A 15102-nucleotide genomic window follows, 5' to 3' on the forward strand; every position below is an offset into this window, starting at 1 on the left:
AAAAAAGCGAGCCAAATGGCTCGCTTTTTTTTGCTTTATATATAACTAATATTAATCTATAACCTTAGCACTTTCTGGTCTTGAAAACATACTCATGTCTAATGCTTCTTCAGAGAGTACTACATCCGTAAACTCAACTGTATTTCGTTTTTCTGTTGGTAAATTATTTTCATAGTTATACCAATCGATACTTTTAGGTATCACTAAACCATTAACGGTTTGCCAGTTGTTATATCTAATAAAATGAAAATCTGGACTTCCTTCGGGTTTTCCAAAAGTTACCGTATAAGCTAACCATTCCATTTGTCCTGTTTCAGCATCATAAAAAATCTTGTACTGATCATCTGAAGATTCTCCAACACCAGCTTCATAAGAAATTAAAATCCCTGGATACGTTTTTCCTTCAAAAACTAAAGATTCTGTTTCCTCATAAGAAATACCATTATCACCAAAAACAAAAGGCATACCGTAGAAATAAAACATTAAACCTTTATAAAATTGAGGTTTTCCTTTGTAGGCATTACCATCCTTTTCGTTAATCCAAAGGGTTTCACCATCAAACCCTTGTGAATAGGTTGGTGTCTCAATTAATTCGGCTCTAGTTTTTAAATCTTTGGTCGTTTTCTCTTTTCCTGTAGGTTTTGTAATGGTAAAAGAAAGCGTATGCATTTTATTCCAAGCGTCAATACCACCATGCGCATCAAAAACTTTAGTGATTGCTTCTGGATAAATGCTGGTACTAATGTCTTTTGTTGTGACCGCTTCTACTTCAGTAGGTGTTATAGTGTCTTGTTTCGCTTCATTTTTACAAGCCATTGCAACTACAGCTAAAAGGCATACGTAAATTGTTTTTTTCATAATTAGGATTTTAAGTTGAAGCTTTTGACGGAAAGAAAATTGTTGCATTACAAAAAAAGCTTCAGAATTAATCTGAAGCCCTATCTTTCATCTAAATCTAAACGACTATAAAAACACTTAGTTTACGATTTTCTTCATGACCTCTTTTTTTGCTTCAGAACTATATACAGGTTCTACATTAAAGTATTCAGAACTTTTTCTTTTGTGATAGTTTTTATTCTTAAGCTGTTCTCGCATGAATTCTGATTTATCAAAAACCTCATATACATATAAAATATTATCCTTTGCAACCTTAGATTTCATTTCTAATTCTATTTGATCGATTAAGTCATAAATTTCGTTTGGAAATTTTAAACTCATCGTTCTTTGCGAAGAAAACTGTGCATTACTTTCATACACCACCCAGTACATTTTATGCTCATTAAAATGAAGCTGATTAGATTTGTCTTTAGCTAATGACACTGAATCAATGGCGTTCTTGGGTACAATTTTATTAACGTCACTTTCTACATTTACAGCTACAGATTTTATACCTTCTGCTTTTAAATCTCTTTTTTCCAAATACATTACAATCCAATGTCGACCTATTTTTGCTTGTACTACATAATTACCTATGGAGAGATGTTTTAAATCTATCTTAGCATTTGAATTATTAATTTCAATAGTCTCTAAGTAGTCCATATTTAATATATCGACTTGCTTTATCTTTTTATAATCTGTGGCAAGGATTAAACTATCGCCACTTTCATTCAGTTTTTGTATAAAATTGAATTTTTTAGCCGCCGTATTCGTGTTTTTTTGAAATGTAATGCCTTGACCATAAGAAAATAGAGTTACAAACATTAGTATAAGTAAGTTATATTTTTTAATCATTTTCAGCATTTTTATGAGTTTCTTATAAATTTAAACTTATAAACGCTGAATTTCAGTCGCTATCGATTTAAATCTTAACCCTATAAAAAGTTGGTTATTCAACAAAAAATGATAATTATTTCGCTCTTAGAATAATAAAGAAATCATATATAGGTTAAATTTCAATGGTGTAAAAATAATTCCTTCAGACCTAAGCTGTTAATAAAAAAAAGCCTCAGAAATAATCTGAAGCTTTCGTTTTAAAAATTTAAATTCAACTTAATTCACAATTAACTTCTGAACGGTTGAAGCGTTTCCTGTAGTTAATTCTACAAAATACAAGCCACTTTCTAAACTTGAAATATCAATGACTGATGTATTCGCTTGAAGCGTTATTTGTTTCAAAATTGCTTTTCCTTGAATATTGTATATGTTAACGTTTCCTGTTTCAAAATTAGATGATGCCAATTGAATGGTGACGTTTTCTTTTGCTGGATTAGGAAAGAGACTAAAACCAGTATTATCAAAACCATTTACAGATAAGGTTTCTACAAATTCAGTTTGAAACGTATTGGTGATAATAGGTTCATTAAAATCGAAATAAATAGCTGCTGTATTTTCAATGATATCACCAATAGCATAACCTGCATTTGGTTTTATTTTAAAATACACATAACCATTACTACCATCTGCATCATCTTGCTCTGCTGGTAAGTTGATGTTATCAAAATACCATTCTAGATTACGATCTGTTCTCGTAACCACATAGTTATGACTTGAACGTAACATATGAAAAGTCGATTCATCTAATTGTGTATCTAAAACATCTTCAATTCTAACGGTAATCGCTTCTGCTGTACCCACATTTTGAAAACGAATGGTATAGTATAAATATTCATCTGAAGTTACAAAATCCTCAAATAAAACAGCTTTCCCATGAGATTCCATTTTATCGTTAGGATCATAAGAACCGATAATTTCTTCGGTAACAGAAGATTCATTGTTCTCTGAAACTATATCGTTCGAAGACGTTGTATACGTTGCCGTGGTGGTAACTAAATCACCAAGGTTCGCAGAGGTTGCTGTTTGTAAATTTACATTCACAATTATCGTTTGTTGAGGTAATAAATTAACAAAATCGAGACTAAAACCATTTGCGTTTGTTGTGGTTAAATAATTGCTACCTGTACTTATACTATTAATTGTTAAATCTTCATCTAATAGATATTCTACAGTTCCTGAAGTTGCAGAAACACCTAGATTTTCAAGTATTAAATAGTTGGTATGACTGAATCCTGGTCTTGGTGTTTCTTGATTAATAAGATGGACTGAGACATCCTCACAAGACTGGTCATTAACGATAGGGAATTCAATTGTGATAATCTCACCTAATGGCACACTTACATCTTCAAAACTAAGTATTGAAACATCAAAGCAATCTTCGTGTTCACTATAGAAATAATAATTGATATCATAACTATTTGTTTCATCTAAACTTGCTATTGTAAAGCTTCCAGAAGAGGAAGTAACGGTATTTATAATGCCGTCATTATTTAACTCATAGGTAAAATAACCATTGGTAAAATTGGATTCAGCTGTATCAAAAACAATATTTTCATTATCATCATAAAATGCGCTGACTTCAATAATCCCTGTATTATCACAATCTAAAAACGAAACTACAATTTCATCTTCTGCTAGTGTTTCACAGTTATTATTATAAGCTATAACTTTGTATACACCAGACAAATTAACCTCTATTGAGCTAACATCTATTCCCGAGAATAATAATTCGCCATTATAAAACCACTCATAATTATCTGCGAAAGGTGAAGTAGCATTTAATATTACATCCTCTGCTTCATCATTACAAACATTCATATCTGGTCCTAAAGCGATGTCAAAATCGGCAGTAAGACCACCTGCTCCTTCTTCATTTATATTAGTTTGTGTTATTGAAATAGTACCAGGATCTCCACTATAATTTGTCACTAAAAGGATATAAAACTCACCTGCTTGCGCATTATCTATAGTAAAATTTTCTATGGAACTAGCTGAAAAACTACAATTTACAATATTACCAAAAGGATAAAAACCAGGGTTTTCTGAATCACTAGGGCAATTAGAGCATTCGGAAAAAACAATAGTTTCACATGCCATACCCAAAGAATCAAATGGTCCCCAAACTACATAATCAGCATCTAATAGAACATCATTAACATTTCTTTGTTCAATTTGCATGTTTATTAAACCAGAACTACCTATTTGAACAGCACTCCATGTTGGGTTTGGTGCATTATACAAACAGCCAATACTTCCAAAGCTTTCAACACCCGTTGTGTTATCAATTGTCAACACACCATCTATTGCACAAAACATACTTGTATTTTCGCACATAAATTCTGATGGTGTTTCTCTAATGCATAAACCAAAAGTTGTGGTCTCTGCAATATCATCTTGTGAATAAACTCTAATAAAATAGGTTTCACCAATAGTTAAATTAGAAACAATACTTGAATAGCCTTGAGAACAATATATTTCTGTTAAAGCACCACATGTACCTTCATACAAAGTATGGTCTATACCTAACGTTCCATTTGCCAAATTAACAATTGAGATGGCGTGCTCTTCGCTTGTAGCTTCAAAAGAAAACCAAACATCGTCATTTGGTATACCCTCACAACTATTATTTGGCAAACCAGAATCCGTAGCTAAATTTATAGTCCCAGAAGTTAAAACATCACAAGATATTCCACTATTAACAGGTACAACAATCGCCGCATCACATTCGTCATTAGAAGGAGGGCAACCTAAAACTTGAATGATTGAGCTATTGACACTACAAGTTTCATCTTGGTCATTGTCCACGGTAACAATTACATCAACTAAAAAAGGAAAAGGACCTATTTGATAAACTCCAGTTGCTGTTACAGATGTTGTTTCTTCATTATTATTATTTGAAATTGTTAGTGAAGTGGCATCACCCAAACTTGCAACATCTACATCGATTAAAAATTGCTCTCCATTTTCACAATCATTAACCGCTTCAAATGTCACTCCTGGATTAATACATGTAGCACAAGAAACCGTATAATTAATACCTTGACTCATGTTGCCAGAGTTACTTTGGCAACTTACAGAAGCATCTGAATTTATGTAGAATGAAATAGAATCTCCTGTTGACTGAAAAGTTAGCCCAGTTAAATCACCACTATTTCCATAATTCTCATCTTCTGCGGCATAACCAAGAAATGTAGAACCATCAGAATCTATAACTACTAACTCATCCCAACCATTTTCTACAAATCCAGAATTGAATGTTAAATTTACTGGTGTAATTCCGTCAGCACTTGTATAAGTAAAAATAACTGGATTAGTCGCTCCACCACTATCGTAACAGTAATCTTGAGTAAGTAAACCGTTCGCAACGCAATCTATATCAAAATTAGTTTGAAGTGCTGTTGCAAATGTAAACGGTCCTGCAAAGTTTGAATTTTCTTCGCCACATACCGATTGTACATAATAATCGTATTCAGTATTATTAGTTAAGTCTGTTACACTATACATTGTTTCTGTAACTCCATTTATCATGGTTCCCGTTCCTAGTGTAAAGCCTGCAACGCCGTATTCTATATTCCACGAGGTTGCTGTTCCTTGTTCTTCCCAGCTAATATCTGCCGAAGTAAAGTTTAAATTATTAGCATTAAGCGCTATGGGTTCGAAACAAGTAATTAAATTCCTCACTCTAAAATTATCGACAAATACTTCTACATCTTCAATATCATCGACTTCGCCTTCTGAAGCTAATATTCCAAATTGAACAGTTTCGCCACTATAGGCCGTTAAATCAATAATAGGATGTTCACCTTCAACAGATACCTCTGAGTTTTCATCATAAGTTAATAGCGGTATCCATGTTGTACCACCATCATTGGTTAATAACAATTGAACCGTATCATCAGATCCCAACGTACCTGCAGTGGAATTACTATTCCATGCCATGATGCCAAAATCAAAATCCACTTGAAAAGGACCACCTGACAAATCAAACTCTGGAGACAAAAGCCAATCACTTTTATTAGCTAAGTATAGGTTTATTCGGTAAGCACCACTAAGCCCATTATTTAAGAAACCCTCTGAGCCCCATGATCCAGATCCTATATCCATAGGTCCAGATTCAGCATCTCCACTATCTGCTTCTTCCCAACATTCATTAGGTATTACAGAAAAGTCTTCATAATAATTTGGGGTAACGATATCACATTGCGCTGAAGCAATCATCGTAAAAAATAGTGTAATAAAAAATAAAAGTAGTTTTTGTTTCATAATGAAGTTATTTGGGTTGGTTAAAGATATAAGAAAATATCAATTGCTATTGCTAATACAAAAAAGCTTCAGAATATACCTGAAGCTTTAGTTATAAAATTTGTTTTCAACTTAATTCACAATTAACTTCTGAACGGTTGAAGTATCTCCTGTAGTTAATTCTACAAAATACAAGCCGCTTTCTAAACTTGAAATATCAATGACTGATGTATTCGCTTGAAGCGCTATTTGTTTCAAAATTGCTTTTCCTTGAATATTGTAAATGTTAACGTTTCCTGTTTCAAAATTAGATGATGCCAATTGAATGGTGACGTTTTCTTTTGCTGGATTAGGAAAGAGACTAAAACCAGTATTATCAAAACCATTTACAGATAAGGTTTCTACAAATTCAGTTTGAAACGTATTGGTGATAATAGGTTCATTAAAATCGAAATAAATAGCAGCTGAATTCTCAATGATATCACCAACGGCGTAACCTGCGTTTGGTTTTATTTTAAAATACACAAAACCAATACTGCCTTCGGCATCATCTTGTTCGGCTGGTAAGTTGATATCTTCAAAATACCATTCTAAACTATTCCCTGTTCTGGTAACCACATAATCGTGACTAGATCGTAACATTTGAAAGGTGCTTTGATCTAACTGTTCGTCTAGAACATCTTCTATTCTTACAAAAATAGCTTCTGCTGTACCAACATTTTGGAATCTTATAGTATAGTATAAATATTCATTTGAAGTTATAAAATCGTCATATAAGATATCTTTTCCGTGAGATTCCATTTTGTCGTTAGGATCATAAGAACCTATTACCGTTTCAGATAATTGAGATGTGTTATTTTCATTAAAGTCATCATTACTACTTGTTATATAAGTTATAGTATTAGTTACTAACTCTCCCAATTCGACAGTTGCTGGACAGTTTAAATTGACTTCAATAATTTCGCTAGCACCTGCCTCTAAATCCACAAAATCAATTGTAAAACCTGATGCTGTAGTGGTCATAACATAATTAGGATTTAAATTGAGTACGCTATTAATAGTTAATGCATCATCTAATACAAATTCAATGGTACCAGCACTAATTGGAAAACCACTTAAATTTTCTAAAATGATTAAATTAGAATGATCAAAACCTGGTCTTGGAGTAGTTGATTGATTTACAATATAAACCGCAACATCCTCACAAGTCTGTGTGTCTGTAACAGGAAAATTTACCGTTATAATATCACCTATTTCACCACTAATATCACTTATGTTGGCAGTTCCAACAGTAAAACAGTCTAAATATTCATCGTAAACATTAAATGAAACCTCATAACTATCTGTTTCATTAGTCGTAATTATAGAAAAATTACCAATCGATGTATTTACATAATTAATTACACCATCATTATTTTCCTCGTACGTAAAAAAGCCATTTGTAAAATCGGTTTCTCCGGTATCTAGTGTTCCATTTGAATTAGCATCATTAAATGCTTTAACGTTTATTAATCCAATTTCGTCACAAAGCTCTCCTATATCAAAACTAGACGCATTAAAAAACACAGCACTATCATAGATGGCATCACCAGCATCAGCAATGACTAATTTTATATGATAGGATTCTCCAATATTTACTTCAGATTGTGCATTAAAAACCACGGTTCTACCATTAAAAGAGGTTGGTGGCGCACCAAACGGGGTATAACCTCCAAAATATTCATCATTTACTGCAGGGCAAGACCCATTCTCTGGATGAATGTTCCCAACTGAAATCGGAATTTCTGTACCTGGTAAAACGGCAAGATTAGTAGTTACACCATTGGCATCCGTTAATAAAAATGCAAAAGCATCTGAAAATTGACATTCAAAACCACCTCCATCATATTCCTCAGAAGCCATTAAAAATTCAAAATTAATTTCATTAATGATTGGTATAAAGTCAAACTCAATAACTGTGGCATTAAACGAGTTAATACCGGTAGCCATTTCTAAATCTATATCACCTGGCCACCCCGTTGTGCCATTACTTGCATTACTATCGTTTGGCCCTGATGCCAAACTTGCATTACCTGTAGAGATTATAATACCTTCTTGAAAAGGAAATAAATCACTTTCATTTGTAAAATAGCCAATACCATTGGGTTCATTGGCAGCAAAACTAGAACCTGTAGAATAGGTTATATTAAAAACCGGACTACAATCACCATCAACTAAAATATCGGTGACGAGTTCTTCTACCGTGTATGCATTTTCAACTACAATAACATTTTGGTTGTCTGTACATGGACTTGCCAAAATATCTAAAAAGGTTGTAGCATAGCATCCAGATAATACATACTCTACTCTAACAAAAATCGTTTGAACTGAAGAAACTACATTTGTATAAGGGGAAGCTAATGCATTTTGACCAGTCTCCGCGTCATCACTAGTTTCATGATAAGTTACATTAAGATTGTCTTGTCCATTTAGAATCTCATTATCCTTAGATGTTAAATCAAACTCAGTAAAACCATCAGCATCATAATCACAAGCTTCTAAAAGTGAGGGTTGAATAATACTTGGTGGTGCAGTTTCTATGACTTGGCAATCGGTTAATACGGCACCACAACCTGCTAAATCGGTAACTTCAACAGAATACAAACCTGCTTCATTGACTAATAACGTAGGCTGTGTTTCATTTGGAATTATAGTTCCATTAAACCACCATAAAAAACTATAGTTTCCGTTATTTAAATTTGTATGTAACACTACTGAACCTCCTTCGCAAAAACTGGCATTAGCTAAGCTAACGCTCGGTAATTCGTTGACAGTTAAAGTCACAGGAGTTGTATCAAAATTACCAGAGCTATTTTCTGTAACTCTTGCAAATATGGTTTGAGGATTGGTTGTATTTGTATATAATATAGGTAAAGGGTTAATATTAGAAGTTGCATCTACATATGTATGGTAATACGAGACCGTAAAACCTGTTACATCTTGATTATCTAGAATTTGATTATCCATGTAACTTAAATCGAACGTCGCAAAACCATCTCCGTTGCCACACTGATAATAGTCTTGCGGTCCATTAGCCACTTGTGCTAATGAACAGAACATTACTCCTATTATAAAAAAGAAGTTGAGTAATTTTTGTTTCATATGTTTATTTTTATTGGTTGAAATAATAAAACAAGTTTAGTTGAAAAATTCCTAACACATTAAATAAAAGAGTGTCATATTATTCGCTTAAATTTGTTGCGCTACGCACTTGAGAACAATTATCTATATGATTAAATCCATTACAAGCCCACAAAATCCATTAATAAAACATCTCATGCTCCTAAAAGAGAAGTCGAGACAACGTAAAAAAGCAGGTCAATTTTTAATTGAAGGTAAGCGTGAACTTTCATTAGCCATAAAAGGTAGTTATAAAATTGAAACTCTTTTGTTTTTTCCGGATTTATTTTCTAAAAGCGAAGCGAAAGCTATGTCGCAATACAATATTGAAATCATTGAAATTTCTAAAGAGGTGTTTCAAAAATTAGCCCATAGAGATACCACTGAAGGTGTGATTGCAGTTGTAAATTCCAAATCGCACACCCTTGAAAATTTAATACTCACCTCTAAAAATCCATTGATTTTAGTGGCCGAAGCCCCTGAAAAACCAGGTAATATTGGCGCACTATTACGTACAGCAGATGCTGCCAATGTGGATGCCGTTATAATTGCGAATCCAAAATCGGACTTATATAATCCAAATATTATTCGTTCTAGTGTGGGCTGTGTCTTTACTACAGAAATTGCTATGGCTAGTAGCGAAGAAGCTATTGCTTTTTTAAAGAAGTACAATTTCAATATCTATTCGGCTATTTTACAAGAATCCGAACCTTACCATTTACAAGATTACACATTACCTACCGCGATTGTGGTTGGCACTGAAGCGACGGGATTAACTGAAGAATGGAGAGCAGCCGCTACGAAAAACATTAGTATACCAATGCAAGGCGAAATTGATTCAATGAACGTATCTGTTGCTGCAGGAATTCTTATTTTTGAAGCGAAACGCCAACGCAATTTTAAATAACTAAATTTCGTCAGTTCGAGTGATTTTCGAAGTATGAGAAAATTGTATCGAGAACTTTTGTTACTACTAAACTTCTCGATACAAAATTTCAAAAAGGAAATTTCACGCGATGTGACGACATATTTATAACACTAAAACACCAATTCCAGAATGCTACCGATTAGAACTTTGCATTTGAGATTTTAAATATTGGATTTTTTATTTTTTATGACAGCACAAACCCTTTTCTACATCATTATAGCCATAATTATCATCAACTTTATAGTTGATAAAGTACTTGATGCTATCAATGCCAAACATTACAACGACCCAATCCCAGAAGAACTCAATGATGTTTACGACAAAACGGAATACAAAAAATCCCAAGCCTATAAAGCGGTTAATTATAAATTTGGCGTTTGGACTTCCCTTTTTTCATTCATTTTAACGCTAGGATTTTTACTCTTAGACGGTTTTGAGTACGTCGATAACATCGCCAGAAGTTATTCTGATAATCCCATTATCATCGCCCTCATTTTCTTTGGTATTATTATGATTGCCAGTGATATTATCACCACACCTTTTGGCTATTATAAAACTTTTGTGATTGAAGAAAAATTTGGGTTCAACAAAACCACAAAAAAGACCTTTGTTTTAGATAAGCTAAAAGGTTTACTTATGACCGTACTTATTGGAGGTGGTCTCATTGCTTTGATTGTATGGTTTTACCAAATTACAGGCAATCAGTTCTGGCTTTATGCTTGGGGAATTGTAACTGTATTTACCGTGTTTATGAATATGTTTTACTCAAAACTCATTGTGCCTTTATTTAATAAACAAACCCCTTTAGAGGACGGTGAATTAAGAACTAAAATTTCAACTTATGCAGCATCGGTAGGTTTTAATCTTGAAAAAATATTTATCATCGATGGTTCTAAACGAAGTACAAAAGCCAATGCTTATTTTTCAGGATTCGGAAATGAAAAACGGGTCACGCTTTACGATACCTTAGTCAACGATTTAGACGATGAAGAAATTGTTGCTGTTTTAGCACACGAAGTGGGACATTATAAAAAGAAACACATCATCTTTAATTTAGTCTCCTCTATCTTACTTACCGGATTAACATTGTTTATTTTATCTGTTTTTATATCAAATCCTTTATTATCCAACGCCATTGGTGTAGAAACACCGAGTTTTCATGTGGGTTTAATTGCTTTTGGCTTACTCTATTCACCTATTTCGGAACTTACTGGTTTAATAATGAATTATATGTCTCGTGTTTTTGAATACCAAGCAGATGATTACGCTAAAAACACGTATAAAGCAGAACCGTTAATTACGTCTTTAAAAAAGCTATCTAAAAATAGCTTAAGTAATTTAACACCTCATAAAGCCTATGTGTTTATGCATTATTCACATCCTACGCTATTAGAAAGGGTTAACAATTTATTAAAGTAATACCTATCGATTTCAAGCTATAAACAATCCAATTTTCTTAACTTTGAACTGGATTTAAAACTTTAAATAATGACTGATTTAAAAAATAAAAAAGCACTAATTACAGGAGGCGGAAGAGGTCTCGGAAAAGCAACTGCCCTTGCCTTTGCTAAAGAAGGTATTGACGTTGCCATAACAGGCAGAAGCGAAGACGTTTTAAAAGAAACCGTTGCTCAATTAAAGGAACTTGGTGTTAACGCCATATATTCTGTATTTGATGTGAGCAATTATGAAGAAGTTCAGAAAAGTATCAAAACCATTGTTGAGACACTTGGAACTATCGATATTTTAGTGAATAATGCCGGAATAGCTGCTTTTGGGTCTTTCAACGATATGCCTGTTGACCAATGGAGCCAAATTATGCAAACCAATGTTATGGGCATGTATTATGTAACTAAAGAAGTGCTTCCGCATTTAATTGAAAAAAATGAAGGTGATATCATTAATGTCTCTTCTACTGCTGGTTTAAACGGTAACGCTACGACATCAGCTTATTCAGCTTCAAAATTTGCGGTTATCGGTATGTCACAATCCTTAATGAAAGAGGTACGTAAAAACAATATTAGAGTTTGTACCTTAACGCCAAGTACAATTGCATCAGATATGTCTATTGAATTGGGTATTGCAAGTAAAGATTCTGAAGACCGCGTTTTACAACCTGATGATTTTGCAGAATTAATTGTCTCTGGATTAAAATTACCACGTAGAGCTATGATGGCAAATGCGTCTTTATGGTCAACAAATCCATAAATCAAACCACATTAAAAACAATGAAACCTGCATAAACATGTAGGTTTTGTTGTTTTATTACTATTTTAAATGTCTAAATAAGATTTATGATACCTGATAATCCTTTAATTATAATCCCTTTATCGAGTGGAATAATTTTTTTAATTGTCGGTCTTTACACCTTATATTATCCACCAAAAAAAATCAATGACCTTTATGGCTACAGAACTGCAGCTTCCATGAAAAACCAAAAACGCTGGGACTTTGCTCAAGTTTACGCCTCTAAAGCAATGATAAAAGTTGGCCTTATACTCTGTTGCATTGCTGCATTAGGTTTAATGTATCAGCCTAACGGAACTTTAGCAATGATTCTCGGCCTTGGATTTATGCTTATAGGTGTCTTTTATTTATTCTTTAAAGTTGAAAGAAAAATAAAATCAGAATTCTCAAAAAATGATTAATTTCTAATCAGATAATTAAGATTTACAGCTAACGTATTATATTTCTCTAGCTGAAGTGAAAATATATTTTAACTTAACCTCAAAAAAAATATTGCCAATTAACAACGGAATTACTACATTAGTTATATGACTGAAGAAGCTATAGAAAAAGAGAACAAAGCCATTGCCAAGGCTTACAAAGAACTATTAAAAGTAAGTTACCAAACTTTAACCGAGGAGGATAAAAAATTAATCCGACATGCTTTTGAGGTGGCTGTTGATGCGCACAAAGATCAACGACGAAAATCTGGAGAAGCTTATATCTTTCACCCTATTGCCGTCGCTAAAATTGTGGCTCAAGAAATTGGGATGGACGCAACATCTATTGCTGCGGCACTATTACATGATGTTGTTGAAGATAATCCTGAATACACCATAGACGATATGGAACGTCTTTTTGGTGAAACTGTTGCCAGAATTGTTGATGGTCTCACTAAAATATCCTCGCTTAAAAAGGATATGGATGTGTCTTTACAAGCTGAAAATTTCAGAAAAATGCTACTCACTTTAAACGATGATGTTAGAGTGATTATCATAAAAATAGCTGACCGTTTGCATAATATGCAGACTATGGACTCCATGCGAGCAGACAAACAAGTTAAGATTGCATCTGAAACCTTATATATCTATGCACCTTTAGCCCATAGAATCGGACTCTATAATATTAAAACCGAACTAGAAGATTTAGGATTAAAATATACTGAACCTGAAGTTTACAACGATATTTTAGAAAAAATCCAAGACAGTAAGGAAGACCAAGATGCTTATATTAAAGCCTTTTCTAAAGTTATTGATGACTCTTTAACCAAAGAAGGTTTACACTATGAAATAAAAGGGCGACCAAAATCCATTTTTAGTATTCGCAGAAAAATGGTAAAACAAGGGGTCGCTTTTGAAGAAGTGTATGATAAATTTGCCGTTAGAATTATATACAAATCCGATTTTGCTAATGAAAAGTTTTTGGCATGGAAAATATACTCCATCGTTACAGACCACTTTACACCGAATCCCATTAGACTTAGAGATTGGATTTCTTCGCCAAAATCTACAGGCTATGAAGCCCTTCACATAACGGTCGTCGGACCAAAAAGTCGCTGGGTAGAAGTTCAGATTCGTAGTGAACGTATGAATGAAATTGCAGAGAAAGGCTATGCTGCGCATTACAAGTATAAAAATGCAAATGAAAAGGAAGACAGTCTCGACTTATGGATCAACCGACTCCAAGAAGCTTTAGAAAATAATGAAGCCGATGCCGTAGATTTTGTAGAGCAATTTAAGCTCAATTTATATTCTAAAGAGATTTTTGTTTTTTCACCTAAAGGCGATTTAAAATCGCTTCCTAAAGGTGCCACACCTTTAGACTTTGCGTTTAGTATACATACCGAAGTTGGCTTAGGTACCCGAGGAGCAAAAGTTAATGGTAAATTAGTGCCTTTAAGTCACGTTTTAAAAAGTGGTGATCGTGTAGAGATCATGACTTCAGACAGTGCAAAACCTAACGCCAATTGGCTAGATTATGCAACAACAGCTAGAGCGCGAAGTAAAATTAAATCGGCTTTAAACGAAGATACTAAACTCATTGCTGAAGAAGGCAAGGAGATTTTAAGACGAAAATTAAAACAACTCAAAATCACACTCAATGAAAGCTCTGTAAATGAATTGGTGAGCTATTTTAAATTAAATACGTCTTTAGATTTATTTTACAGAGTTGGCATTGGCACCATAGACAATACTAAACTTAAAGCATTTGCATCTTCGAGAAGCAATATGTTTATGAGTTATTTTAAAAATAAAATTTATAAACCGACGGTTCCAAAAGACATCCATAAAGAGGAAATTACCTCAAAATATGATATGTTAGTTTTTGGTAAGGAAGAAGAAAAATTAGACTATACATTAGCAAATTGTTGTAACCCAATTCCTGGCGATAAAGTATTTGGATTTCTTACTATAAACGATGGTATAAAAATTCATAAGAAAAATTGTCCTAATGCACTGAGTCTTCAATCAAATTACGCCTATCGAATTTTACAAGCGAAGTGGATTGACTCCTCCCAACAAGTTTATACTTCACAAATTAACCTCTCGGGCATAGATGATTTGGGACTTGTTAATCACATTACAAAACTCATTTCAGAAAACATGCATGTTAATATGAAGAGTCTTAGTTTTTCTAGTGATGACGGTGTATTTACCGGAAAAATAACAGTAGAAGTTAAAAATCAAACGATGCTTAAAAAAGTAATGGATAAACTGAAGAAGATTAACGGTATTGATAAAGTGACAAGAGCCTAATTTATTTTTAATGCTTCA

The 15102-nt window shown here is 33.3% G+C and carries 9 protein-coding genes; 5 read left to right on the top strand and 4 right to left on the bottom strand.

From position 1 onward, the window contains the following. Positions 1 to 51 precede the first annotated feature (51 nt). The 4 genes from HM982_RS07910 to HM982_RS07925 form a co-directional block, all read right to left on the bottom strand. The gene (locus tag HM982_RS07910) at positions 52 to 858 is read right to left on the bottom strand and encodes a DUF6503 family protein (protein ID WP_179352605.1); all 807 of its coding nucleotides are present in this window, start codon (positions 856 to 858) and stop codon (positions 52 to 54) included. A 117-nt stretch (positions 859 to 975) separates the two neighbouring features. After that, positions 976 to 1731 (bottom strand): hypothetical protein, encoded by a 756-nt coding sequence (locus tag HM982_RS07915; RefSeq protein WP_179352606.1) that lies wholly within the window; start codon positions 1729 to 1731, stop codon positions 976 to 978. A gap of 258 nt (positions 1732 to 1989) precedes the next feature. After that, positions 1990 to 6036, bottom strand: coding sequence for a T9SS type A sorting domain-containing protein (locus HM982_RS07920; RefSeq protein WP_179352607.1), 4047 nt, complete (start codon positions 6034 to 6036; stop codon positions 1990 to 1992). Positions 6037 to 6147: 111 nt separating this feature from the next. Continuing rightward, complete coding sequence (locus HM982_RS07925; RefSeq protein ID WP_179352608.1) at positions 6148 to 9156, bottom strand: DUF7619 domain-containing protein; 3009 nt, start codon at positions 9154 to 9156, stop codon at positions 6148 to 6150. 127 nt (positions 9157 to 9283) lie between these two features. Between HM982_RS07925 and HM982_RS07930 the strand changes: the two genes are divergently transcribed. The 5 genes from HM982_RS07930 (at position 9284) to HM982_RS07950 (ending at position 15084) form a co-directional block, all read left to right on the top strand. Then, positions 9284 to 10081: a TrmH family RNA methyltransferase gene (locus HM982_RS07930; RefSeq protein WP_179352609.1), complete on the top strand. Its 798-nt coding sequence runs from the start codon at positions 9284 to 9286 to the stop codon at positions 10079 to 10081. A gap of 207 nt (positions 10082 to 10288) precedes the next feature. After that, a complete protein-coding gene (locus HM982_RS07935; protein WP_179352814.1) occupies positions 10289 to 11521 on the top strand; it encodes a M48 family metallopeptidase in 1233 nt (410 codons plus the stop codon). Between the two features lie 69 nt (positions 11522 to 11590). After that, positions 11591 to 12310, top strand: a complete 720-nt coding sequence (locus HM982_RS07940; RefSeq protein ID WP_179352610.1) for a 3-ketoacyl-ACP reductase — start codon at positions 11591 to 11593, stop codon at positions 12308 to 12310. An 86-nt stretch (positions 12311 to 12396) separates the two neighbouring features. Beyond that, positions 12397 to 12750 (top strand): SdpI family protein, encoded by a 354-nt coding sequence (locus HM982_RS07945; protein ID WP_179352611.1) that lies wholly within the window; start codon positions 12397 to 12399, stop codon positions 12748 to 12750. Positions 12751 to 12876: 126 nt separating this feature from the next. Then, positions 12877 to 15084 (top strand): RelA/SpoT family protein, encoded by a 2208-nt coding sequence (locus HM982_RS07950; RefSeq protein WP_179352612.1) that lies wholly within the window; start codon positions 12877 to 12879, stop codon positions 15082 to 15084. Positions 15085 to 15102 lie beyond the last annotated feature (18 nt).

Origin of the sequence: Winogradskyella vidalii (assembly GCF_013403955.1) — a bacterium.
GTDB classification, from domain to species: domain Bacteria; phylum Bacteroidota; class Bacteroidia; order Flavobacteriales; family Flavobacteriaceae; genus Winogradskyella; species Winogradskyella vidalii.

Excerpts from the sequence above, each read along its gene's own strand:
- HM982_RS07910 (WP_179352605.1), bottom strand. The coding sequence starts at position 858 with ATGAAAAAAACAATTTACGTATGCCTTTTAGCTGTAGTTGCAATGGCT.
- HM982_RS07915 (WP_179352606.1), bottom strand. The coding sequence starts at position 1,731 with ATGATTAAAAAATATAACTTACTTATACTAATGTTTGTAACTCTATTT.
- HM982_RS07920 (WP_179352607.1), bottom strand. The coding sequence starts at position 6,036 with ATGAAACAAAAACTACTTTTATTTTTTATTACACTATTTTTTACGATG.
- HM982_RS07925 (WP_179352608.1), bottom strand. The coding sequence starts at position 9,156 with ATGAAACAAAAATTACTCAACTTCTTTTTTATAATAGGAGTAATGTTC.
- HM982_RS07930 (WP_179352609.1), top strand. The coding sequence starts at position 9,284 with ATGATTAAATCCATTACAAGCCCACAAAATCCATTAATAAAACATCTC.
- HM982_RS07935 (WP_179352814.1), top strand. The coding sequence starts at position 10,289 with ATGACAGCACAAACCCTTTTCTACATCATTATAGCCATAATTATCATC.
- HM982_RS07940 (WP_179352610.1), top strand. The coding sequence starts at position 11,591 with ATGACTGATTTAAAAAATAAAAAAGCACTAATTACAGGAGGCGGAAGA.
- HM982_RS07945 (WP_179352611.1), top strand. The coding sequence starts at position 12,397 with ATGATACCTGATAATCCTTTAATTATAATCCCTTTATCGAGTGGAATA.
- HM982_RS07950 (WP_179352612.1), top strand. The coding sequence starts at position 12,877 with ATGACTGAAGAAGCTATAGAAAAAGAGAACAAAGCCATTGCCAAGGCT.